This window comes from Sphingomonas sp. ID0503 (genome assembly GCF_048565625.1).
In the GTDB taxonomy this organism is placed as follows: Bacteria; Pseudomonadota; Alphaproteobacteria; order Sphingomonadales; family Sphingomonadaceae; genus JBLZUR01.
The window spans coordinates 1,049,927-1,073,820 of record NZ_JBLZUR010000002.1; the positions used below are offsets into that span (position 1 = coordinate 1,049,927).

21 protein-coding genes and 1 pseudogene are annotated in these 23,894 nt (G+C 63.5%); 15 read left to right on the forward strand and 7 right to left on the reverse strand.

Annotated features, from left to right (window positions below; all coding sequences use genetic code 11):
* Positions 1 to 58: 58 nt before the first annotated feature.
* Positions 59 to 910 carry a TIGR00266 family protein gene (locus tag ACM608_RS06005; RefSeq protein ID WP_419682348.1) on the reverse strand — a complete coding sequence of 284 codons (852 nt, stop codon included), beginning with the start codon at positions 908 to 910 and terminating at the stop codon, positions 59 to 61.
* 83 nt (positions 911 to 993) lie between these two features.
* Between ACM608_RS06005 and ACM608_RS06010 the strand changes: the two genes are divergently transcribed.
* From ACM608_RS06010 to ACM608_RS06060, 11 genes and pseudogenes are all read left to right on the forward strand, one after another.
* The gene (locus tag ACM608_RS06010; RefSeq protein WP_419682349.1) at positions 994 to 1,455 is read left to right on the forward strand and encodes a Fur family transcriptional regulator; all 462 of its coding nucleotides are present in this window, start codon (positions 994 to 996) and stop codon (positions 1,453 to 1,455) included.
* 160 nt (positions 1,456 to 1,615) lie between these two features.
* A complete protein-coding gene (gene dxs / locus ACM608_RS06015) occupies positions 1,616 to 3,541 on the forward strand; it encodes a 1-deoxy-D-xylulose-5-phosphate synthase (protein ID WP_419682350.1) in 1,926 nt (641 codons plus the stop codon).
* A gap of 50 nt (positions 3,542 to 3,591) precedes the next feature.
* Positions 3,592 to 3,912, forward strand: coding sequence for a hypothetical protein (locus ACM608_RS06020; protein ID WP_419682351.1), 321 nt, complete (start codon positions 3,592 to 3,594; stop codon positions 3,910 to 3,912).
* Positions 3,913 to 4,330: 418 nt separating this feature from the next.
* On the forward strand, positions 4,331 to 5,692 hold the full coding sequence (locus ACM608_RS06025; RefSeq protein WP_419682352.1) for a tyrosine-type recombinase/integrase: 1,362 nt from the start codon (positions 4,331 to 4,333) through the stop codon (positions 5,690 to 5,692).
* A 113-nt stretch (positions 5,693 to 5,805) separates the two neighbouring features.
* Positions 5,806 to 6,399 carry a DUF6088 family protein gene (locus ACM608_RS06030; protein ID WP_419682353.1) on the forward strand — a complete coding sequence of 198 codons (594 nt, stop codon included), beginning with the start codon at positions 5,806 to 5,808 and terminating at the stop codon, positions 6,397 to 6,399.
* Between the two features lie 457 nt (positions 6,400 to 6,856).
* Complete coding sequence (locus tag ACM608_RS06035) at positions 6,857 to 8,665, forward strand: ATP-dependent nuclease (protein ID WP_419682354.1); 1,809 nt, start codon at positions 6,857 to 6,859, stop codon at positions 8,663 to 8,665.
* A 37-nt stretch (positions 8,666 to 8,702) separates the two neighbouring features.
* Positions 8,703 to 10,376, forward strand: coding sequence for a UvrD-helicase domain-containing protein (locus ACM608_RS06040; protein WP_419682355.1), 1,674 nt, complete (start codon positions 8,703 to 8,705; stop codon positions 10,374 to 10,376).
* 125 nt (positions 10,377 to 10,501) lie between these two features.
* Positions 10,502 to 11,767, forward strand: a complete 1,266-nt coding sequence (dcm, locus tag ACM608_RS06045; RefSeq protein ID WP_419682356.1) for a DNA (cytosine-5-)-methyltransferase — start codon at positions 10,502 to 10,504, stop codon at positions 11,765 to 11,767.
* A complete protein-coding gene (locus ACM608_RS06050; protein WP_419682357.1) occupies positions 11,760 to 12,209 on the forward strand; it encodes a very short patch repair endonuclease in 450 nt (149 codons plus the stop codon). Before dcm ends, ACM608_RS06050 begins: the two co-directional genes overlap by 8 nt.
* Positions 12,210 to 12,862: 653 nt before the next feature.
* Positions 12,863 to 13,168 (forward strand): annotated as a pseudogene (locus ACM608_RS06055) (type II restriction endonuclease); the annotation flags it as partial.
* Positions 13,169 to 13,286: 118 nt separating this feature from the next.
* A complete protein-coding gene (locus ACM608_RS06060; RefSeq protein ID WP_419682358.1) occupies positions 13,287 to 13,436 on the forward strand; it encodes a hypothetical protein in 150 nt (49 codons plus the stop codon).
* On the opposite strand, the gene ACM608_RS06065 is transcribed toward ACM608_RS06060, so the two are convergent.
* The 6 genes from ACM608_RS06065 to ACM608_RS06090 form a co-directional block, all read right to left on the reverse strand.
* The gene (locus tag ACM608_RS06065; RefSeq protein ID WP_419682359.1) at positions 13,394 to 14,242 is read right to left on the reverse strand and encodes an HNH endonuclease; all 849 of its coding nucleotides are present in this window, start codon (positions 14,240 to 14,242) and stop codon (positions 13,394 to 13,396) included. The genes ACM608_RS06060 and ACM608_RS06065 overlap by 43 nt on opposite strands.
* Positions 14,232 to 15,797: an ATP-binding protein gene (locus tag ACM608_RS06070; protein ID WP_419682360.1), complete on the reverse strand. Its 1,566-nt coding sequence runs from the start codon at positions 15,795 to 15,797 to the stop codon at positions 14,232 to 14,234. The genes ACM608_RS06065 and ACM608_RS06070 overlap by 11 nt, the downstream gene beginning before the upstream one ends.
* Positions 15,798 to 15,849: 52 nt before the next feature.
* Positions 15,850 to 16,266 (reverse strand): EcoRII N-terminal effector-binding domain-containing protein, encoded by a 417-nt coding sequence (locus ACM608_RS06075; RefSeq protein WP_419682361.1) that lies wholly within the window; start codon positions 16,264 to 16,266, stop codon positions 15,850 to 15,852.
* Positions 16,267 to 18,159 carry a DEAD/DEAH box helicase gene (locus ACM608_RS06080; protein WP_419682362.1) on the reverse strand — a complete coding sequence of 631 codons (1,893 nt, stop codon included), beginning with the start codon at positions 18,157 to 18,159 and terminating at the stop codon, positions 16,267 to 16,269.
* A gap of 187 nt (positions 18,160 to 18,346) precedes the next feature.
* Positions 18,347 to 18,676: a hypothetical protein gene (locus ACM608_RS06085; protein WP_419682363.1), complete on the reverse strand. Its 330-nt coding sequence runs from the start codon at positions 18,674 to 18,676 to the stop codon at positions 18,347 to 18,349.
* A gap of 18 nt (positions 18,677 to 18,694) precedes the next feature.
* Complete coding sequence (locus tag ACM608_RS06090; RefSeq protein ID WP_419682364.1) at positions 18,695 to 19,234, reverse strand: hypothetical protein; 540 nt, start codon at positions 19,232 to 19,234, stop codon at positions 18,695 to 18,697.
* A gap of 241 nt (positions 19,235 to 19,475) precedes the next feature.
* Between ACM608_RS06090 and ACM608_RS06095 the strand changes: the two genes are divergently transcribed.
* The 4 genes from ACM608_RS06095 (at position 19,476) to ACM608_RS06110 (ending at position 23,454) form a co-directional block, all read left to right on the forward strand.
* Positions 19,476 to 20,414: an ArdC family protein gene (locus ACM608_RS06095; protein WP_419682365.1), complete on the forward strand. Its 939-nt coding sequence runs from the start codon at positions 19,476 to 19,478 to the stop codon at positions 20,412 to 20,414.
* A 176-nt stretch (positions 20,415 to 20,590) separates the two neighbouring features.
* The gene (locus ACM608_RS06100) at positions 20,591 to 22,717 is read left to right on the forward strand and encodes a ParB/RepB/Spo0J family partition protein (RefSeq protein WP_419682366.1); all 2,127 of its coding nucleotides are present in this window, start codon (positions 20,591 to 20,593) and stop codon (positions 22,715 to 22,717) included.
* A 102-nt stretch (positions 22,718 to 22,819) separates the two neighbouring features.
* Positions 22,820 to 23,233: a hypothetical protein gene (locus tag ACM608_RS06105; protein WP_419682367.1), complete on the forward strand. Its 414-nt coding sequence runs from the start codon at positions 22,820 to 22,822 to the stop codon at positions 23,231 to 23,233.
* The gene (locus tag ACM608_RS06110; RefSeq protein WP_419682368.1) at positions 23,230 to 23,454 is read left to right on the forward strand and encodes a DUF6117 family protein; all 225 of its coding nucleotides are present in this window, start codon (positions 23,230 to 23,232) and stop codon (positions 23,452 to 23,454) included. Before ACM608_RS06105 ends, ACM608_RS06110 begins: the two co-directional genes overlap by 4 nt.
* Positions 23,455 to 23,894 lie beyond the last annotated feature (440 nt).

The following is a 23,894-nucleotide window of genomic DNA, read 5'->3' on the forward strand; positions in this document are numbered from 1 at the left end:
CCTTCGACTTCGCCCAGGACGAACGGCTGCTGGTCGCGCGCGTACCTCGCCGCAGCTGCTACCTGTTTCCGCCGATGATATCCCCCAAAGGCCCGAGCACCGATCCCTCGCCCCGGTTCTGGCCACCGGCCGGCATCGCCGCCGCCAGCATCCGCCCGGCCAGCCTTGAGAAGGGCAGCGACTGTATCCACACCTTCCCCGGCCCGGTCAGCCGCGCGAAGAACACGCCCTCGCCGCCGAAGATCATGCTCCTGACGCCACCCGCACGGACAAGGTCGAAGTCGATACCCGGCGTGAGCGCCGCGACGCAGCCGGTATCGACATGCAACTCCTCGCCCGCCGCAAGCTCGCGCTCGATCACCGCGCCGCCCATCTGCACGAAGACCCAGCCATCGCCGTCCAGCCGCTGCATCATGAAACCCTCGCCGCCGAACAGGCCGGTCATGATCCGCTGCTGGAAATGGATGCCGATCTGCACGCCGCGCGCGGCGGCGAGGAAGCTGTCCTTCTGGCAGATCAAAGTGCCGCCGTAATCGTCCAGCTTGATCGGCAGGATCGCGCCCGGCGTCGGTGCTGCGAACGAGACACGCGCCTTGCCCGACCCGTGATGCGTGAACACGGTGGTGAACAGACTCTCCCCCGTCACCAGCCGCTTGCCCGCAGAGAGCAGCTTGTCCATGAACCCGCTCTCGCTGTTCGCGCCCGATCCGAACACGGTCGTCATTTCGATCGACGCGTCCTTCCACACCATCGCGCCCGCCTCGGCCACGGCGCTCTCGCCGGGATCGAGTTCGATCTCGACGAACTGCAGCTCCTCGCCCTTGATCTCGTAATCGATGTCGTCGGACACGCCTGCGCTGCGGTGGTGCGAACGCTGGACCTTGGGCACGCCCCAGGGGGAAGAAGACATGAGAGACCTCGTGATGGTTGGCGCCGCCAGACTACCATGAGGACGAGGTTGCCCGCACCCTCTCTCCACCTTAACTTGGGTCCATGAAACACGCCGATCACCACCGCCAGGGTGCCGACCTGAACGCCGCCGCGCAGGCGACGCTGGAGGCCGCCGGCGAGCAGTGGACGGCGATGCGCGCCAGCGTGTTCGCGGCACTCGCCACGTTTGGCAAGCCGGCGTCGGCCTATGACGTGGCGGAGGCGGTGTCGAAGGCGGAGGGTCGCCGCGTCGCCGCCAACACCATCTACCGAATCCTCGACATCTTCGTGGCCGCCAACCTCGCGCTTCGCGTTGAAAGCGCCAACGCCTACGTCGCGAACAGCCATCCCGGCTGCGTCCACGACTGCATCTTCCTGGTCTGCGACGCCTGCGGGCAGACGACGCATGTCGATGACGACAGCGTGGCGCTCGGCGTGCGCGAAGCCGCGAAGCGCGCCGGATTCCAGCCGGTCCGCCCGGTGATCGAGGTCAAGGGTCGCTGCGCCAACTGCGCGGTCCACTAAGGTTTCACGCAGTCCCGACTCCGTTCGCGGTGAGCCTGTCGAAGCGCCAGCGAGACGGTCCGCACCGGCCCTTCGACAAGCTCAGGGCGAACGGCCGCGGCCTGTATCGAAGCGCAAGGGTTCGACACCGCTCCCCACCCGGCCTAAAGCTGATCCGATCATGGCCGATTCACCGACCACCCCGCTCCTCGACACCGTCACCACGCCGGAGGACCTGCGCCGCCTCGATGCGGCTCAGATGCGCCAGATCGCCGACGAATTGCGGCAGGAGACGATCTCCGCCGTCTCGGTGACCGGCGGCCATCTCGGCGCGGGCCTCGGCGTGGTCGAACTGACCGTCGCACTTCACTATGTCTTCGAAACGCCGCGCGACACGCTGATCTGGGATGTCGGGCATCAGGCCTATCCGCACAAGATCCTGACCGGTCGTCGCGATCGCATCCGCACCCTACGCCAGGGCGGCGGACTCAGCGGCTTCACCAAGCGGAGCGAGAGCGAATACGACCCCTTCGGCGCGGCGCACTCGTCCACCTCGATCTCCGCCGCCCTCGGCTTTGCCGTCGCCAACAAGCTGGCGGACAAGCCCGGCAAGGCGATCGCGGTGATCGGCGACGGTGCGATGTCCGCCGGCATGGCCTATGAGGCGATGAACAATGCGGAGGCGGCGGGCAACCGCCTCGTCGTCGTCCTCAACGACAACGACATGTCGATCGCCCCGCCTGTCGGAGGCCTCTCCGCCTATCTCTCCCGCATCGTCTCCAGCCGCGAGTTCCTCGGCCTGCGCGATCTCGCCAAGCGCCTCGCCAAGCGCCTGCCGCGCCCGCTCGCCAACGCCGCCAAGAAGACCGACGAGTTTGCGCGTGGCATGGCAATGGGCGGCACCCTCTTCGAGGAGCTCGGTTTCTACTATGTCGGCCCGATCGACGGCCACGACATCGACCGCATGATCCCGATCCTGGAAAATGTCCGCGACAACGCGCAGGGTCCGGTCCTCGTCCACGTCGTCACCAAGAAGGGCAAGGGCTACGCCCCCGCCGAGGCGGCGGCCGACAAGTATCACGGCGTCCAGAAATTCGACGTCATATCCGGCGAGCAGCAAAAGGCTCCCGCCGGCCCGCCGAGCTACACGAATGTCTTCGCGAAAGCCTTGATGGCGGAGGCCGCGCGCGATCCCGCGATCTGCGCGATCACCGCCGCTATGCCCTCCGGCACCGGTCTCGACAAGTTCGAGGCGGCCTATCCCGACCGAACCTTCGACGTCGGCATCGCCGAGCAGCACGCCGTCACGTTTGCCGCCGGTCTCGCCGCCCAGGGCCAGCGCCCGTTCTGCGCGATCTACTCCACCTTCCTGCAGCGCGCCTATGATCAGGTCGTGCATGATGTGGCGATCCAGAACCTGCCCGTCCGCTTCGCGATGGACCGCGCAGGCCTCGTCGGCGCGGACGGATCGACCCATGCCGGCAGCTTCGACCTGCCGTATCTCTGCACGCTGCCAAACTTCGTGGTGATGGCCGCCGCCGATGAGGCGGAGCTGACCCACATGGTCCACACCATGGCGCTGTACGACGACGGCCCCAGCGCCGTCCGCTACCCGCGCGGCAACGGCACCGGCGTCACCATCCCGGCCGAGCCGCAGCGGCTGGAGATCGGCAAGGGCCGGATCGTTCGCCAGGGACGACAGGTGGCACTCCTCTCGCTCGGCACCCGGCTGGAGGAGGCGCTCAAGGCCGCCGACCAGCTCGACGCCATGGGCCTGTCCACCACTGTCGCCGACATGCGTTTCGCTAAGCCCCTCGACGAGGCTTTGATCCGCTCGCTGCTTACCAGCCACGAGGTCGCGGTGACGGTGGAGGAGGGGGCTGTCGGCGGTTTCGGCGCGCATGTCCTGACGCTTGCCTCGGACGAAGGCCTGATCGACGCCGGCCTCAAGCTCCGCACCCTCCGCCTGCCCGACCGCTTCCAGGACCAGGACAAGCCGGAGAAGCAGTACGCGGACGCCGGCCTCGACGCCGCCGGCATCGTGGACGCGGTGCTGAGAGCCCTCCGCCGCAATTCGGTCGGAGTCGTGGAGGGCGCGCGGGCCTAGGATTGCCAATGTGTTCGAAGTTCACGTGAGCGCTGACCAACCCGACCGTCATGCAGGCGAACCCGGCGGCGGATAGCATCCTTAAGCAGATGCTCTCCCGCAATCGCGCTGGAGATCGGCCCGGCGGCGGTGAACGGCGGCGGGACCGGCGCGCGAAGGCCGACATCAACAACGTGTCGGATCCACAGAGCTTCCTCTTTCCTCCAAGGGCGTCGAGGCGGCGGCGGGCGGCGAAGGATGCGGCAGGGCTCCCGCTTGCATTGATGTCGTGTCGCACGGCGAGCGCCGGTTCGTCTCCAGTCATGAAGTCGGCCGCCAACAAGCACGGCATGGTCTACGACGACGGGTCCGACATTTCGACATTCTCGTGAACCCAATGCGGAGACGGCCGCTAGCAAGGGCAAAATCTTCATTCGCGAGATGGCGACGGTGCGCTTCGGCGTGTGCCGTCCGGCCAGCTTCGTCCGGGCAACCGGCGTGGCGGCCGCCTTTCGTGACCCGCCCACCCCTTCGCCGGAGTCGTTCTGCGAACCCTTTGGAAAAGAAGGCGAGAAATGCAGAAGATGGCGCACCCGAAGGGATTCGAACCCCTGGCCTCTGCCTTCGGAGGGAATATCGCTAGCTCCGCCAAAAAGCGCAAGGAGCCGCCGATGTCCGACTATCATACTGTAAACACTAAAGAATTTGCATTCTTTCTCCGCCGAACTTACTCTTCTGTCCGCCACAGTTTTCGCCCAAGTGCTTACGTGGTGCTTACGCGAGAGGAAGCTGTAGGGTCGGAGGAAGCCCATGTCTAAGCTCACAAAACGCGTCGTCGACGCCGCCGAAAGTCGCGCAAAAGATTACGTCATATGGGACGACGAACTGCCCGGCTTCGGCCTCCGCGTGTTCGCGTCCGGCAAGCGCAGCTACGTGATCCAGTATCGGCTCGGCAAGCGGTCGCGCCGCTTCACAATCGGATTGCACGGCGTCTGGACGCCTGAGCGCGCGCGCCAGGAGGCGAAGGTGCAGCTGGGACGGATCGCGCAGGGCGAAGATCTGGCAGAGGAGAAGCAGCTCGACAGCAAGGCGATCACCGTCAAGGAGCTGTGTGACCTCTACGTTGCCGATCTGAAAGCCGGCCTCATCCTCGGCAAGGGAGGCCGCCCCAAGAAAGCCAGCACCATCCTCTCCGACACGGGCCGCATCGAGCGTCACATCATTCCCTTGCTTGGTACGCGTAGGGTCAAGGATTTGGTGAAGGCGGATATCACGAAGGCCCTGAAGGACATCATGGCCGGCAAGACTCGTTGCAGCGTCAAGACGAAGAAGCTTCGCGGCCGTGCTATCGTGCGTGGTGGAGCGGGCACGGCGACGCGCACCATCGGGCTCTTTGGCGGAATACTGACCTACGCGGTCGAGGCTGGCATTATCGATCTGAATCCGGCGCATGGTGTCAGGCGGCCGAAGGACAACGTCCGGGCGCGGCGTCTGACCGAGGCAGAGTATCGGCTGCTCGGCGAGATATTGGATAAGGCGGCCAAGACAGAGAAATACGAGCTATCAGTTGAGATCATACGCCAGCTCGCGCTCACAGGATGCCGGCGGACTGAGATGGTGACGCTCGCCTGGGCGGAGGCGGACACGAGCGCGAGTTGCTTGCGTCTGGTCGACAGTAAGGAAGGAAGCTCCATCCGCCCCATCGGACTCCCTGTTGTCGAGTATCTCGAAGCAAGTCGGAAAGCTCGCACAGGCACGTACGTGTTTCCCGGACACGGAGACGACAACGCGTTCGGAAGCCTTCCGAACCATTGGGAGCAGATATTCAGAGATACGCCGCTGGCCGACATCACGCCCCATGTCCTCCGGCACAGCTTTGCCAGCATCGCAAACGATCTCGGCTTCACAGAGGTGACGATCGCTGCTCTCGTTGGCCACTCAAAGGGCTCAGTCACCAGCAACTACATACACACGCTCGATACAGCGCTTATCATGGCCGCCGACACGATCGCCGGTTACATCCAGGGCTTGCTCGACGGCATCGAGTTCAAGCAAACGGCCTACGCCGTGGACCGCGACTCTCGCCGCGCCGCGCTCGCTCGCTTCCTTCAACAAGCCTCGGCGCCGGATGCCGCTGAGGCGGCAAGCGAGCAACAACGCGCCGCTGCATAGCAGACAAGTTAGCGGCGCTCCCAACCTAGGCACGCCGCTACCTGCAAGTCAGAAAAACATGCCCTATTTTCTGACATATGAAGAGGGTAAGCGCCTCCGTTCCGGATCGGGTTATGAAACGCGTTCGCGCCAGCGGACGCGGCAGTGTCTTCACGCCCAGCGACTTCCTCTCTGTCGCCCCTCGCTCCTCGGTCGATCAGGCCCTTTCGCGGTTGGTAAAGGGCGGACAGCTCCGTCGGCTTGCGCGCGGGCTCTACGACTTTCCAAAGCTGCATCCGAAGCTCGGGCCACTGTCGCCTGCGCCGGACGATGTCGCACATGCGCTTGCTAGGGAGACCGGCTCCAAAGTTCAGATCGCCGGCGCGCGGGCAGCAAACGCGCTCGGCCTGTCGGCGCAAGTCCCGGCACAAAGCACTTATCTGACCGATGGTCCGTCGCGTCGTGTCGTGCTGGGAAAGCGCGTCGTAGATCTTCGCCACGCCTCGCCCAAGCATCTGATCGCCCCGGGCAGCCCCGCCGGGACGGTGGTTCAGGCGCTTCGCCATGTTGGCCCCATTCGGGCGGCTGATGTCGTGCAGGTCGCGGCGCGCCAGCTGTCGGCCAACGACAAGAAGACGTTGGCCTCAACCGCCCTTCAAGCGCCGGCTTGGATGAGGCCAACGCTCGTCTCGATCGCCGATGCAGCGGTCACCAACAGCCCCAGCTGATGTCGGCAGCTTGCGCGAACTAAGCGGCCGTTGAGAGGTCAAAACCGGCTTCCTAAAGCCGGCCATACGTTTACTTCGTGCCGCTGGCTGGGCCGAGCCCGAAAAGCGGAGGGCAGCTTTCAGGTGAGATTGAGCGGAAATAGACGCTGCGTATCGCCGCGACCATCGTACCGCCGGGGTCTGTCAATGCCATGCGATCGTTACTGCCGGCCTGAGACCAGCGGGGCTAGGTGCGTAACCTTGGACGCGCATAAAGTGTGACGCCGAAGGTGGCTGGCTGTCCTTTTTTCTTGGTGTTACTCCAGCTTGTGGCCTTCTCTATGACCTACCAGCTTCTCAGGAAAGTCACCAAAAAAAGACCTGATAAGTGATATTTGGCCACGTGAATTGCTCGAAACTGGGCTTCGCCGATGACATGAGGCTGCGTTGAGGCGTTAAAAAATAGGGGAAAGACTGCGTGCGCGTTGTTCGGGTTCACATAGAGAATTTCCGTGGGATACGGCTAGCAGACCTCCACTTCGAAGGAACGACGGTCCTCCTCGGTGACAACAATACCGGCAAGTCGACCGTGTTCGAAGCAATCGAACTGGCAATTGGCGCGGATCGACTGTCGCGCACTCAGGCGATAGATGAGCACGATTTCCACGGTGGGCGGTATATTGCCCAACCGGATCAGCCAGCGCCTAAGATTGTCGTGGAAGTGATCGTGGCCGGGCTCGACCAACAGCATTGCGATCGTTTCCGGGCCAATCTGGAATTCTGGAACACCGCCAACCGCTCCCTGCTCGGACCCGGCGGAGCGGCCCAAGCGGAGCAAGCCGGCGTAGAACCCGCGGTCCGCATCCGTTTCGAAGGCGCCTATGATCCGGACGGGGACGAGTTCACCGCGAAGACATGGTTTGCAGTGCCCCATGCCGAGGATGGCACCCCGACCAGCGAATGCCGATCGAGCGACAAGCGCGAATTCGGTTTCCTGCATCTTCGCGCTTTGCGCACGGGGAGCCGCGCGCTCTCCATGGAGCGCGGCTCGCTGCTCGACGTGATCCTCAAGACCTATGAGGTCCGGACGCGCATGTGGGAGAGCCTGCTCGATAATCTGCGCGGCCTTGACGTCGTCGGTGCGAACGATCCGGAATTTGGTCGCATCCTCACGGCCATTCAGGAGGCCATGCGCGAGATCGTGCCCGGTGAATGGGCCGACGCGCCGCATCTGCGGGTATCGGATCTGACCCGCGAGGATCTGCGCCGGGTGCTGAAATCGTTCCTAGCGACGGGCGTGCCCGGTTACGCGGCCCCATTCCAACATCAAGGCTCGGGCACAATCAACGCGCTCGTCCTTGCGATGCTCGGGCTAATCGCCGAGCGCCGGAACGGCCGGGTCATCTTCGCGATGGAGGAGCCGGAAATCTCCTTGCCGCCGCACGTTCAGCAACGGGTGGTCGACAAGGTCCGGGGACTGGCGTCGCAGGCTCTGTTCACCTCCCACTCGCCCTATGTGATCGAGCAATTCCAGCCCGAACAGATGACGGTGATGCGGCGCGACCAGACGGCACTCCTGACCGCGACGGCCGTGGTCCTGCCACAAAACCTGCGGCTGAAGATCTTCCGCGACGGGTTTCGAACCCGCTTCTGCGAGGCGCTTCTCGCCCGACGCGTTCTCGTCGTGGAAGGCAAAACGGAGTTCGTCTCCTACAGCGCCGTCTCGCGGCGCGCGGCGGAATTGCAGCCGGGGCAGCACAAACGCCTCGATTCCCTTGGCTGGGTGCCGTTCGATGCCGGCGGGGAGACCGCGGTCGCTTCGTTCGCCGCATTCTTTCGCGGGCTAGGCAAGACCGTCGCCACGATCTTCGATCGTCAGAATCCCGGCGCGGCCGCCGCGATCCAGCTGGCGTGCGATCGTGCATTCGAGCAGCCCTATGCCGGGTTCGAGCATCTGCTGCGCGATGAAGTCGCGCCCGCCATGCAGCGCTGGTTCGTCCAGTGGCTTGTCCATGAGGGCGAATGGCCGGCCGCTCTCGCGGGCCAAGTGCCCCCGGATGGGTCGCCGGAAGCGGTCTATTCCGCACCGTTCCTTGCGCTTTTCAAGCACAAGAAGGGCGATGACTATCTGACGCTCTTCTTCAGCCAATGTCAGATTGGCCATTTCCCGCGGACCATGACGCAGATTCTCGGTCAGTTACGGGCGATGGTGGAAGCGCCGCCGCCGCCACCTGTCCCGCTGCCGCCAATACCGCAGGCCCCCATTCCGCCGGTGCCGGGCGGCTAAGCCCTTGGCTCTCGTCCTTTGCGATCAGCGCCGACGCTTGCTGGCGACGGAAGGCAACATTCTGGTGCGAGGCGGCGCCGGGTCGGGGAAGACAACGATCGCGCTGGCGAAGGCATGCGGGGATCTGGAGGCTGGCCGGCTCGGCGCGGGCGGCAAGGCGCTGTTCCTGAGTTTCGCGCGGGCGACGATCGCGCGCGTTGCAGAGCAGGCGACGGCGACGATCCCGCGTGAGCTGATGGCCCGCATCGAGATCAACACCTATCACGGCTTCGCCTGGTCGATACTCAAGAGCCACGCCTATCTGCTGTGCGCCAGGCCGAACGTCTCGCTGCTGCTGCCGGCGCAGGCGCGTGATCGACTCGCCGGCCTGACCGGCGCAGCGCGCATCACCGAACAGCGGCGGCTTTTTAATGAGGAAGGGTTGATCGCCTTTGACCTGTTCCCCAGCCTCGTCGCCGAGCTCCTTGAGGCGGTGACGTTGCTGGCGCGGGCCTACGGTGATGCTTACCCTTTCATCATCGTCGATGAATTCCAAGACACGAACGCCGACGAATGGCGGATGATCACCGCTCTCGGCCGCCAGAGCCGGCTGATGGCGCTCGGCGATCCGAAGCAACGCATTTACGATTTTAAGGGCGCAGACCCGCGCCGGTTCGATGAGTTCATCGCCGCATTCCGACCAAGCGAGTTCGATTTTCAGGGCGAGAACCGCCGCAGCGCAGGGACAGACATCACTCTTTTTGCCGATGCGATGCTGACGGGCGTTTTCCGGCCACAGCCTTATGCCGGCGTCACCATTTCCCAATACGGTGGGCAAAGCCTGCGACCGCTGAAAGAGTCCATCCTCCGGACGGCCAATCGGCTGCGCCGGGGCGGAGATTGGTCACTGGCCGTCCTCGTTCCCGCGAACGTGCTCGCGACCAGCATCTTCGAATATATGGCGAAGGCCGAACATGGCCTGCCGAGCTATCCGGTCGAACTGCTCGTCGCGGCCGAGGGGCCAATGCTGGCAGGCGCAATGATCGCGTTGTTGCTCGAACCGCGAGGCCCGGCAATCGAGCTCGGGCCGCTTGCCCTAGAAGCCCTTGCTGCGTTCGAGGTGGGGCGGAGCGAAGCGGCCTCTGCCGGCGCGATTGCCAAGGCCAGCAGACTGCGCAAGACCGCACGGGCCGTTCGTGAGCGTGGTGACGCTGGCTATGGCGCCCGAGGCATTGGCGCGGATCTTCAGCAACTCCTCGTAGCTGTCGAGGCGCTGGTATTGACTGGCGATCCCGTAACGGACTGGCGCGCGATCCGCGCGTTGTTCGCAGCCAGCCAACGAGCGGAGCTACAGGCGATCGCAAAGGAGGCGCGGCACATGCGGCTACTTCGTCGCGGAGCTCAGATCGAGGGTCGACTGGCGGAAGCGTGGCGCGAGCACGGAGCTTACCGCCATGCGCGTGACCTGTTGCGCGCGGCGGTCGTGGAAGATCAGTTTGCCGCCACGGCCCGTCCGCATCGCGGGGTGACGGTGATGACGATCCACAAGGCGAAGGGGAAGGAGTTTGACGAGGTGATCGTGTTCGAGGGGCCGTTCCAGCGGTACCTTCGGCCGGGCGGTGCCAACGAAGAACGATCAGCGAGGTTCAACCTCCATGTCGCGGCAACCCGCGCCCGGGCAGCCGTCACGATCATGACCCCCTCGCGTGACCCCTGCCGCCTCCTCCCGTGAGGGAGATGACACAGGGAATCATCCTAATGCAGAAAATGTTCGCATTGCGTTCCGCGCGGGGTTGACGGGGGGATTCCTAGGGGACAAAAAGTCCGCTGAGATTCCCCATGCCGAGAGTGCAAAGAATGAACGAAATCCTGTCGGCGTCACGGTTTGAAGTGCTTTTGGAAGCGCGAACTCTCTTCACGCAGCGCGAGTTGGCGGAGCGGTTGGACTACAACCCAAAGCAGATAAGCCGGTGGGAGAAGCGCGAACTTGAGATTCCCTTGGCAGTCGTCCCTGCGCTTCAACGGATTATCGGAGGTCATAACGTCGCCGGCCAAGGCGACAGTGATTTTACTTTTATCGACCTGTTTGCAGGCATCGGAGGGATCCGGCTCGGATTTGAGGCGATCGGCGGTCGCTGTGTTTTTACGAGTGAATGGGACGATTATGCCCAGAGGACATATCGCCGCAATTTCGGTGAGGATCATTCCATCGCGGGTGACATAACCAAAATTGATGAGTCCGACATCCCGGACCATGATGTGCTTTTGGCGGGTTTCCCCTGTCAGCCGTTCAGCTTGGCCGGCGTTTCAAAAAAGAATGCTCTCGGTCGACCCCATGGCTTCGAATGCACCACGCAGGGAACTCTCTTTTTCGACGTGCAGCGCATCATCGCCAAGAAACAGCCAAAGGCATTTTTACTTGAGAATGTGAAGAACCTCGTCAGTCACGACAAGGGTAACACTTTCCGCGTGATCATGGACGTGCTGGAGCGGCAGCTGGGATATACGGTCAAGCCAATGGTCGTGGACGGAAGGCGCTTCGTGCCGCAGCACCGTCAGCGCATTCTGCTCGTGGGGTTCAGGGAGGACGTCGGGTTCGAGTGGGAGGAACTGCTGGCGACCTTTCCGGAAGTCGCGGCTGGCCCAAAGCTCAGATCCATCCTCCATGCGGAAAACGGAAGCGAGAAGGATGGCGATCAAGGCCGCTTTCTTCTTCCAACTGGTAAAGTTCAGCCAAAATATGTGCTGACGGACCGGCTTTGGGCATATCTTCAGGGATATGCTGAAAAGCATCGTGCGGCAGGCAACGGCTTCGGTTGTAGCGTCGTTGGACCCGACGAAACGAGCAGGACGCTGTCTGCGCGCTACTATAAGGATGGTTCGGAAATTCTGATCTATCGGGGCAAGGGCAAGAATCCGCGCCGGCTGACCCCAAGGGAATGCGCGCGTCTGATGGGATATCCGGAGACGTTCGAAATTCCCGTCTCGGATATGCGCGCATACAAGCAGTTCGGAAATTCCGTTGTTGTGCCTCTGATCGAAGCGGTAGCGCGCGGCATGAAGCCGGGGATCATGAAGCTGGTTCAGTCTGATGTGGAGCGGCTAGCCGTCGCAAATGGCTGACACGGTCGACGCGGCCACCCGAAGCCGGATGATGTCCGGCATCCGGGCGCGCGATACCAAGATCGAGTTGGCGATCCGCAAGGCGCTATTCGCCCGGGGGTATCGCTACAGGACGGACGTTCGGCGCCTTCCGGGCCGACCAGATATAGTATTGCCGCGCTGGAAAGCCGTCATCCTCGTCCATGGGTGCTTTTGGCATGCACATGACTGCGGCCTTTGCCGCATTCCAGCGACACGGCCAGAATTCTGGAAGGCGAAGCTGGAAGGAAATTCGGAGCGTGACCGCCGGAACGAAGCTGCGCTTATGGATGCTGGGTGGAGAATTGCCACCGTTTGGGAATGTGCCTTGCGGTCCAAGGGATCCGAAGCTGTAAAGGAGGTGGCGGGACAGCTGGATGTCTGGATCAGGGGGCCGGAACAGATGATAGAGATCCGCGGGTGAGGAGCGGCCACCTTTCAGATTATTTTCGCCAGGTCGCTTGGAAGCGACTGACCGCGGTTGACGCGGATCAGCATCGTTCTCATCAACACGAGTTCGGGGGTGTGGGCGCACTACGCACCATGCTTGGCGAGGAAGATCGCCGGAATATTCGAACCACATTCATTTATCTGGCCGACGACGATCCAGAGCCGCTGAGAGAGCAGGCGTGGCTCAGCTGGTACGACACGCGCCGAAAGCAGAGCCATCGCGGTCCGGAGTATCGCCTGTATTTTCCGGACACGGTCGTTTCAGACAATGCAACCGAGGGCGACCTCCTCATCATTGGAGTGCGGCCGGACGATTCGCTCATGGCCATCATCGCAGAGGGCGGATCGACGATCGCTGGCCAGCTGCTTTGGCTCTTCGGCGTGGACCATGCTCACCCGGGCTATTCGGTGAAGGGCGAGATTGAAACCAACCAACTCCGCTTGGAATTCGCTTCGCGTTTCATCCTCGAAGAGCTCGGTGTGGATGTCGAGTCCGCTGACGATGACTACCTCGATCAGATGAATAAGCGCTTTGGCTCCAGCTTTCCCGGCACCCGAGAATTTTCTAATTATACGCGCGAAACGCTTGGCGATCTCGATATCAAGGGCGACCCTGACGGAGCGCTGATGGCGCTAGTGGAACGCGAGGAGGTATTGTTCCGCACATTCGAGCGTCACCTTATCGGCGACCAGCTCCAGGAAGGTTTTGACGAAGTCGACGAATTCGTAAGGTTCAGCCTCTCGGTCCAGAACCGTCGCAAAAAGCGCATGGGTACGGCGTTAGAGAACCATCTTGAATATATGTTTCAGGAGTTGGGAATCAGGGCAGACCGCAATCCGGTCACAGAGGGCAAGTCAAAGCCGGATTTCATATTCCCCGGCATTACAGAATATCATGATCCCGCATTTGAGACCCAACGGCTGACAATGCTGGGGGTAAAGAGCACCTGCAAGGATCGCTGGAGGCAGGTGCTATCCGAGGCAGACCGCATTCCAGACAAGCATTCTGTTGACTCTCGAGCCCTCGATCAGTCTGGCCCAGACCGACGAAATGCGCCGGCAGCGGCTCCAGCTGGTCCTGCCCTCTCGATTGCACCGCACTTACGCGCAGAGCCAGCAGTCATGGCTCTTGTCCATTTCGAAATTGGTTGAGCTTCTTCACGACCGGGACAGCATCGCCCGCAGTTCTTCGACCGAATAGGGCGGTGCGCGTCGATGGGCGACGCTGTGGCAGTTTGGGCAGAGCGGCGCAAGATCGTCCCGCGGATTGATGATGTAGTCGGGGCCTAGCTCAGAAACCGGCGTTAGGTGATGGACTTCGATCAGCCCGGCGGCGGCGTCGCCGTAAAGGATGTCCAACTGCAGATCGCAGGCCTTGCAAGCATAGCCGTGGATGGCAAGGGCTGCAGCGCGGTTGCGCCGGTCGCGTTCGTAGCGGTTGACCTCGATCCGAGTTTTGGCGCCTTCGGGAAGACCCTCGGCATCGGCCTCTGGAATGTCCTCTTCGTGCGGTTCTAGGGGGAGCAAGGCGAGAACGGCAGCCGCAATCCGCGCCGTCCACTGCTCAATCAGACGGCTGTCGCCCTCTTCGTCGCCCTCATTGATTGCCAGCATGCCTCGACGGACGACAAGCCCCATGCTGCGCCAAGGCGACGACCATGCTGCCGGGCCGTCAGCCGCGACCGCACCACCGTTGACCGTGAAATCAACTTCCGCACCATCGGACCGGCATTTCTCCAGAACGGCTGAGAAGGTCGCGCGTCCTGTCTCATCGGCAGCGCCCATTGCCTCGACAAGAGCGCCGGCGAAGGTGCCGGGCAGGAGTTGGACATCGAGACGGCGCCAGCCCACCGTTGCGCGGATCGCAAAGGTGTTGGCCTTGGGATGGCCGGCAGGATGTAGCTCCAGCCAGCGCCGGCCCTCGCCATCGCGGCCCTCGCTCCCCTCGAAATCCAGCCCGGCCTCGGCCGATACCCGGCGGGCCAGCGTGTGCGGATCAGGCGACATCCTTCTCGATCTCTGGATCCGGCAGCGTTTCGACCAGCTTCTCTAGAATGCGCGAAACCTCATAGCGCAGATCGCGGAATAGCTCGTTGGTGTTGTCGCGGACCGTCGAGTGCTCGGCCACGCAGAGCGCCCACAACAGGGAATCGAGACCCTGCATGGTGACGCTTTTCGAGAGGTTCGGGACATACACCTTGCTGTAATAGGGATGGCTCGTGTTGATCTGCACAGCGCGATGCTGCTCGATCATGACTGGCTGGAACAGCAGGCCGTTGGTGATCCCGTCGACCGGCTGCACGAAGACCTCCCCTGGTCGCTGAGCCTCGGCCATCGGCAGCTTTAGCCGGAACTTGCCGTGCTGGTTCTTGATGACAACCTCGCCCGTATTGGGGTCGGCGACGTTGACCTCGGCCCCCCCGGCGTCGGCCTCGCGGTTGCGGATATTGTTGTTGGAGTTGTCGTGCGCACCCTCGCTCTTCTTGGCGATCTTTTTTTGCTCGCCCTCGCGCCGCCGGCGATTCGCCTCGCGGCGCGGCGCGGGCAGAAACTGATCCTCCAGCCATTGCGCCAAATCTTCGTTGAGGATGATCTGCGACTTCTTGATATCGAGATGAAACGCATCATCGAGCTTATTGTCGAAGGAAAATTCAACGCGGATCAGGTTGTAGTGCGGTTCTCTGCGATAAATTCCGAGCCAGTCGGCCGCGTGAATCAGGCGCTCCTCGCGGTAGATGTAGATGCCCTGAGTATCGTTCCCGACCCGGGCTAAGGCCGCCGCCTCCTTGGACGGGAACTCCTCCTCGCGGGGCAGGATATAGGCCTTGACCGTGAACTCGGCCGTGCTGCCATCAGCCAGCTCGGCCGGCACGGTCTGTTGCGCCACTAGCTCCGAATAATGCCGCTGGAATGGGTCCCAAGCCTCGACAGGCTTGCCGTTCAGCTCGATCTCGACATGTGGCGCCCGCTTGTCCTTGGCGTCGAGAAACCGCTGATAGATCATGCCAAGATGCTGGCGGAGGTCATCCTCCTTCGACTGCAGGGCCTTCTTCGCCCACCCTGCCTTCTTGTCCTCGAAATCCTTGACGAGCCGGTCGACCTGTTCCCAGAGAACGACGGTGCCGGCGCGGCCCGCGGCCACGATGTCTAGCTGTTCGACCGCCTCGGGGTCGCAATCGGCTGTGAGCAGCAGCTCCCACGACTTCGCCTCGGCAACATGGTTCAGGTCCCACGTCGCCATCAGGGGCGCCGTGTTCCCATCGGGCCGGGAAATTACCGAAAGCCGCTTGCAGAACGCGGTAGATGCCGTTTTCAGGCCAAGGCCATACTTGCCGAGGCTGGCCGCGCTTGGCCGCGCGGCGGAGCCGTACTGCATCGCGTTGATGAGGCCCTGCCGGTTCATGCCATCGCCATTATCGACGATCAGCAGCCTGATCTTCCGCTGCATGTCGGCGCTGAGCCAGAGCTGGACCTTCGTGGCATGCGCGGCGATTGAGTTGTCAACGATATCGGCTACGGCGGTATTGAACTCGTAGCCTGTGTCGCGCAGGCCCTCGATCATCCGCTCCGGATTGGGCGGCAGGTTGATTGGCTCGATTGTCATGGTTCCCCCTTTAAATCTGGACGACGCGCCAGCCCGATCCGAGCTTGAGGACGCCTGCCTCATTCAATGCAGCCTGCCGCTGCCGGCGATGCGAGATCATGTAGCGGTCGCCGTCATGGGACAGCACCACCTCATCCCCGACGACCAGCCCGGCCTGCCGGATGTATTTGGTCATTCGGGTCAGCCTATACTCATTGCGGGTGCCCTCAAAGAACTTGCCGTTGTAGTAGATGAAAGCAAATTCCCAGAACGTTCCGCTGCTGTCGAGAAAGCGCAGGTGGCAGCGCGGATTGTGTTGCGAGGCATCGAGCTTCGGGAAAAAGGACAGGATGTCTTCTTCCTTGGGAACGAGGATGCCTGCCTGATGGCCGCCCGTCTCGCCCGTGTCGTTCTTGCTCAGGAGCTTGGCGATACTGCGCTTGGTCATTCAGGTTCCCTGCTTCGCAAGTGGTGATCGGCCTAAGGCCGCCACGATGTCGGCATAATCGTCGTCGCCGCCCTCCACGCCGATTACGGCCGTGCCGGAGATCGCGCGCTTGCGCGTCAGGCGCTCGTCGATCACGTCCTCGACTGTATTGGCGACGAGCAGCCGGTGGATCGTCACGGGGAGCTCCTGCCCGCGCCGGTGCGCACGGGCTGAAGCCTGGTCCTCAAGGGCCGGGTTCCATTCCGGATTGTAGTGGATGACGTGGTTAGCGGCAGTGATGTTAAGCCCCGACCCACCTGCCCGCGGGTTCAGGATCAAGGCCGCTCCGCCCTTCACGGCGCTGAATGCGTCGATCAGCGGCTGGCGTGCGTCGATCGCTAGGCGACCGTCAATAATGCCGGTGAAGGCATTGTGCCGGCGCGCGATATACTGCGCGATCAGGTCGGCCATACCGGTGAAGGAGGTGAAGATGATGACTTTCTCGCCGAGGGCGAAGATCTCCTCGACCAGTTCGTTAAGCCGACGGAATTTCGAGAAGTCCATCGGATCGCCTGTGTGGCGATCGCTGTCGATAAGGGCCGGATGCGCGCAGAAGCGGCGCATCGCGGTTAGGGCGACGAGGGTTGCTGCGGCGCCATACTCGACCGCGATGCGGTCGCGCAGCTCGTCATAATGCGCGGCCTCGCCGTCATCCAGCTCGACCACCTGCGGAATGTCGATGCGCGGAGGCAAGTCCTTGGCAACATCGGCAACACGCCGGCGCAGCATTAGCGGGGAGACAAGCGGCTCCAGCGCGGCCGCGCCGTCGACATCATCCTGGAAATGCGTCTGGAAGGTGCCGGCGTCACCGAGGTGTCCGGGCAGCACAAAGTCCATGATCGACCACAGGTCGAGCAGCTTGTTCTCGACAGGGGTGCCGGTGACAGCGAGGCCCACCTTGCGCGGCAGGGCCTTGACGGCCTTCGTGCGCTGCGCAGTCGGGTTGCGGATATATTGCGCCTCGTCGAGAACGATCACCTGCCAGTCGATCATCCCCAGCAGGCTGTTGTCCCGCACAACGCTGTCATAAGAAGTGACGACGACATCATAGCCCTGCAGGTCCGCCGGCCGACCTGTGCGATCGGGACCGTGATGCTTCAGCACCTTTAGGTCGGGAGCAAACTTTCCTATCTCCCGCCGCCAGTTTTCAAGCAGCGAGCCGGGCGCCGCAATCAGCGCCGGGTGCAGCGGTCCCGAGCCGCAATCGCGCAGGGCGCTGATGATCTGGAGCGTTTTGCCCAGCCCCATCTCGTCGGCCAATAGCCCGCCGACCTGTTCTGACAGCAGGAACTTGAGCCAGCGCCAGCCCGACGCTTGGTAGGGGTAGAGGGTGGCATGCACGCCCTCCGGCAACTCCTCGCCGTCCGGCGCGAAAGCCAAGGGCGATATATTGCGGTCGGCAAGCTTGTCCTCAATCAGGCCGCTGGCGGTGGCCTTCCTGATCGCAAGGAACGACCGGAGCGATCCGGCCCGGCCGAGCGACGCGCCGGAGGATTCCAGCATGGCCATGATGTCGGCGCTCTGGTCCGGCTCGACCGGATACCAGACGCCATCCGCAACGACATGGCCGCGCGCCAGATCATCCTGCTGCAGCGCGATCGTTTTGCCGCGGCAGGACCCAGAAAGCGAAAAGACCGGAACGCCATCTCCTTGGGAGTCGTCAATCACGACAAGAGGATCGAGCGGATAGCGAGACGGACGCAGTCCCTCCACCTGCGCAGGAATCCAGTCCTCGCTCGGCTTTTTTTCAATCAGCGCACGATAGACTTCGTCGACCTTCGATACGCGGGCGTTGCCCTCTGGATCGAGCAGCCAGAGTTCTCTTCCCCTGATATCCCACGCGCCTTCGCCCATAAACCTTATATGCCAACTCTTTAGTGCCGCGTTGCGAGACGAATCGTGCTTTGATCTGCAGTGGCCCCTCATTCAGCACCTTATGAGATTTGGCTGAGGTTGGCAGTCAGTTTTGCTTCCGCGTTACGATTTCGCTTGGGCCGGCGGGGCAGTGTGCAGGATCTCGATGGCCAGCTTGACCGCCATGCTAGCCGCAACTCACCTTGACGACACGCCGCGTACCCGCGTCGAAGTCGATGTTCAGGCGATCCGCCCTGTAGTCCTCGGTTCGGGCGCAGGCCGTGCAAACCACACGCCGGTTTTCACCGTGCGAAGCCACAGGCAGGCTGTCGACCGACCGGCCGACCCAGCTTTGACGCTCCGCAGCTCGGCATTGGTCGGGTATGGGCGCATCGGCCGAGGCGGTTTCTGTCGGCGGCGTGGACTCGCGCGTCGCAGAGGCGGCTGGCACCTCTGGCGAGGTCGTGCAGGCGGCCAGAGCCAATAATGCTCCGAACATAATGAGCGTTTCGCGCATCTTGCCAAGCCTCGCCATCTAGCCGCAGGCCACGCTAGCGACCCGACGGGTATTCTCGTCGAATGAAATGTTCAGTCGCTCGCGCCGCAGGTCTGACGTTTGGGGCGAGGTGGTGGTGCCGATACGCCAGACCGCGTCAACAGGCGGCTTGGGCAGAGACTCGACGGGCTGTCCAACCCAATCCTGACGTTCGGACGCACGACACTGGTCGCCGAAATAGTAGGTCCTCGACCCGTCCGTGCTTTCGGCGATCCATATGTTTGGATCCTGCGGATGATTGCGGATCGTCGATCCCTCTGGCGCCCAATAGGTGAAGGCCGGTGGCGGGTTGGCCTCCATCTTCACCGACGGAGTAGCGAGCGCGACGGAGCGCGATGCCGTGTCCGCGACGGACGCCTCAGGCTCCGCTGTGCAAGCTCCAACGGTCATCGCACCTAGCAGCAAGCTGCAAGCCGCGCCTCGCGACCGGATCGTGTCGAGTATCAACGACCATGCTGGTCTGTAATATTCTCGTCGTGCCATGCGATGCTCATGATCGTTGTTCATGTCGTCGTTCATAGCGCCGATGACGTCTGGGCACGAGGGTCGTTCAAGACGGGAGAACTGTTGAGACGATTTGATATTCCCCGCGAACCGAAAAGGGGAAGGTCTTCCCCTGCGGCCGAGCCCTGTCTCGGCCGACCCCTTCTGCGGGGCTGCCGCCCCGCAACGCCCCGCGAGAGTGAGAGTGCGGACGGGTTTTCCGTGACGGGTTGAAGGCTGGGAGAGTGGCTCCCGGCGCCCGTCGCGGAGATCCGCGATGTCAAAGCAACGCACCACACGCCCCGCGACCGAACGGGTGAGCCTCTATGATGAAATCACGACCAAGATCATCGCCGAACTGGAGGCCGGCCGGCTGCCCTGGGTCCAGCCGTGGGGCGCGACCGGCGCCAATGCCCCGGTCGGCATGCCGGCCAACGCAGCCACCGGCCGGCTCTATTCGGGGATCAACGTCCTCATTCTCTGGGGCGCGGTCATCACCCAAGGCTTCCCCGGCCAGCGCTGGCTCACCTTCCGGCAGGCGCTCGCGCTTGGCGGCAACGTCCGCAAGGGAGAGAAAGGCACGACGGTCGTCTATGCCGATCGCTTCGTCCCTGACGACGAGAAGCGGCGGGCGCGCGAAACTGGAGAGGATGCCCAAGCCATCCCCTTCCTCAAGCGCTTCACTGTCTTCAACACCGCGCAGTGCGAGAATCTGCCCGAGGAAGCCGGCGCCGCTGCGACATCGCCGCCCGCCAGCCTGATCGAGCCTCAGGTGGAGGCGCTGATCGCCGCGACAGGCATCGACTTCCGCATCGGCGGCGCGCGCGCCTATTATCATCCCGCGCTGGACTATGTGCAGGTGCCGCCGCCGCAAGCCTATTTCGAGCCGATCAACTGGCACCGCACGGCGCTGCACGAACTCGGGCACGCGACAGGGCATGCCTCGAGGGTCGGCCGAGACCTGAGCGGCGGCTTCGGCACGAAGAAATATGCGTTCGAGGAGTTGGTCGCCGAGATCAACGCCGCATTCTGTTGCGCGACGCTCGGCATCGTGCCGACCGTTCGCCATGCCGACTACATAGGTTCGTGGCTCGAAGTGCTTCGCGAGGACAATCGCGCGATCGTCCGCGCCGCCAGCCAGGCGAGCAAGGCGGCCGATTGGTTGCTCGCCCACGCGCCGGTGGCTGCGGTGGAGCTGGAAAGGCGCGCGGCGTAGGCCCGATGCGTCCCGCATGTGACGCAAACCCGCAAAGGCGTGAAGCCGGATCGTCGGCTTTACGCCTTTGCGCACCGCCAACCGGCGAGGTGCTAGAGGGAGAGAGGGGACGGGATTTCGTGACGGGTTGGAGGTCGAGAGAGAGTCTTCGGCCGCCCGTCGCGGAGTACATCCCGATGGCTACTGCGGTTCAGAAGATCACTCTCGCGTCCTCGCGCGACATCCCCTTCAACAAGCTGGTCCTGAGCCAGTCGAACGTCCGGCGCGTGAAGGCCGGCGTTTCGATCGAAGACCTGGCGGCCTCGATCGCCCGGCGGGGCCTGATCCAGAGCATCAGCGTCGTGCCCGTCGCTGACGCTGAGGGCAACGAGACCGGCATGTTCGAGGTGCCCGCTGGCGGCCGCCGCTTCCGCGCGCTGGAGATGCTGGTCAAGCAGAAGCGCCTCGCCAAGATCGCGTCGGTGCCCTGTGTCGTGCGTGAGCGCGACAGCGCCATCCTCGCCGAAGAGGTCTCCCTCGCCGAGAATATCGAGCGCGCACCGCTGCATCCCCTCGACCAGTACCGCGCCTTCCAGGACATGCGCGACAAGGGCATGACCGAGGAGGAGATCGCTGCGGCCTTCTTCGTGCCGGCTCAGGTCGTGAAACAGCGGCTGCGGCTCGCCTCCGTGTCGCCCATGCTGCTCGAGGTCTACGCCGACGACGGCATGACGCTGGAGCAGCTCATGGCTTTCACCGTGTCGACCGATCACGCTCGCCAGGAGCAAGTTTGGGACGCGGTCAAGGACGCCTGGTCCAAGGAGCCGTACCAGATCCGGCGCATGCTTACCGAGACCACGGTGCGCGCCTCGGACAAGCGGGCATTGTTCGTCGGCATCGATGCCTATGAAGATGCCGGCGGCGTCACCACGCGTGACCTCTTCCAGTCCGACGACGGAGGATGGCTGGATAACGCAGCCCTGCTCGACCGTCTGGTCGCGGAGAAGCTGAAGGCTGCGGCGGAGACGATCGCGGCGGAAGGCTGGAAGTGGATCGAGGTCGCGGCCAGCTTCCCCTATGACGTGACGCACGGCCTGCGCGAACTGGAGGGCGAACCCCTCGATCTCTCGGCTGAGGAACAGGCCACCATCGCGGCGCTCAACACCGAATATCAGAAGCTCGAGGTCGAATATGAGGGCGCCGACGAGCTGCCGGACGAGGTCGATCAGCGCCTCGGCGAGATCGAGACGGCGCTCGCTGCTTTCGAGACCCGGCCGGTGCGCTTCGATCCGGACGACATCCACCGCGCGGGCGCGTTCATCAGCATCGCCCATGACGGCAGTCTCGACATCGACCGCGGTTACGTACGGCCCGAGGACGAAGCGCCGACCGAGCCCGAGGGCGAGTCCGGCGCGGAAGCCGGCCGTGATCCGGCCGAGCCCGTGGTGCAGCGGGCGGTCATCACCATCGGCGGGCAGCCTGCCGAGCCCGACGACGACGAGGACGACGGCGTCATCAAGCCGCTGCCGGAACGCCTGGTCGTCGAGCTGACCGCCTATCGCACGCTCGCGCTGCGCAACGCCGTTGCCGAGAATCCGCATGTCGCCATGACGGCGCTGCTTCACAAGCTCGTGTCGGACACCTTCATGACCCGGATGTATACCGGCGCCATGGAGGCCGGAGTGAAGCACGTCTTCTTCCCGGCCCAGGACGATGCGCTGAAGGACAGTCCGTCGGCACGCGCGGTGCAGGACCGCCACGCCGCCTGGGCGGGCGACATCCCGAAGGACGACGATGGCTTGTGGGACTGGCTCGCGGGCTTGGACGATGCGAGCCGGATGGCGCTGCTCGCACATTGCGTCAGCTATGGCGTCAACGCTCTCTATGAGCGTCCGAACCCCCACAGCGCCAGCGGCGTATCTCAGCATACGCTGGACATGCGGCTCGCCCAGGCCGATCGCCTCACCAGGGCGACCGGGCTCGATCTGGTCGAAGCCGGTTGGCGTCCGACATTCGGCAACTACCTCAACCGGGTGACCAAGCCCCGCATACTGCAGGCAGTCCGCGAGGGCGCCGGCGAGCAGGCCGCGCAGCTCATCGACCATCTGAAGAAGGGCGACATGGCCAAGGAGGCGGAGCGCCTGCTGGCCGACACCGGTTGGCTACCCGAGCCGTTGCGCCTGGTCGCAGAGGTCGAGGCGTCCACGCCGGATACCGAGGTCGATGGCGAGGATGACGGCGCGGCGCTGCCTGACTTCCTCGCGGGCGAGGACGAGGAATCCGCCGGCGACGACGAGGACCATGAGCTGGTCGCGGCCGAGTGATCGCCAAGGCGGAGCGGCTTCGGCTGCTCCGCCCATCCTTCGAACTAACGATCCTTTCCGAGCCCGGCCCAGCGCCGGGCTTTTTCGTCTCAGGAGCCCGCCATGATCAATTTCTTCACCCGCTTTTCCTGCCTTCTCGACGTCGGCACCCCCGCGAACGCCGTGCGCGCCTTCGACATCTACACCGCGCTGATGGCCGAGAACGCCAGCGAGGATCCCCCCGCCGAGCCGTTTCTGCTCTCGCTGACGCCAGAACATGGGCCCGCCCGGCTCTGGCTCCGCGATCCGGGCAGCGCCGACCAGCAACTTCTCATCACCTTCGTGACGCGCTGCGCCGAAGCATTCGGGCTGACCGGGCGCTGGGGATTTCAATGGGCCAACATCGCGTCCGATCCCGTGGTGAACGGCTTCTACGGCGGCGCTCATGTGCTCGACCTCTCGACCGGCGCGACGCTCGAGTGGATGAGCACAGGACGCTGGCTGGCGGACCGCCTGGCGGAAAGGGATGCGCGATGAGCATTCCCGACCACGCCCGCACCAATTTCCAGACCTTGCTGCGCGCCGCGATGGGCGGCGACCTCGCGCTGATGGAATGCACCGAGGTCGCGACCGGCGAGACCCGCTACGTCATCTGCGCCGTTGGGCGCGACGGCGGCGAATTCGTGTTCACGCCGTTTGGCCATCTGGCGGACGGCGATCCTTTCGAGCTCTACCGCCCGCCGGAGGCATCGGCATAGGCATCGGGGCGCTGGTCGCCGGCGAGCACCGCTTCAACCTCAGCTCTGATGCTCCTGGGGACCTAGCGGCAAGCACAAGCTCGAGCATGCGCCACATGCCATGCGATCCTCTGATCTTTCGACGGTCGTTCTGGCATCGGGTTGTCCTCGTGCCATGCCTTGTTCACAAGCCTTGTCCCCTCTGAGGCCGATCCTGGCGTAGAACCTCTGCCAGACCGCCACTTCCCACTGCCCGTCGACGCCGGCGAAGCCGATCGGCCGGTGCTTCGGGTTGGCGTCCGGCTTGTTTCCCTACGAGAGCTTAGCCTCCCATCCGCACCTCCGGAAGCCGGTGCGACAGGCCGGGTTACGCCCACGTCAGAGTGAGAGGGTGGCCGAGACGGGTTGAGTCCGTCCGGTCGAGAGAGAGCGCCGGGCAGGCTCGTTCCTGCCCCGCTCTC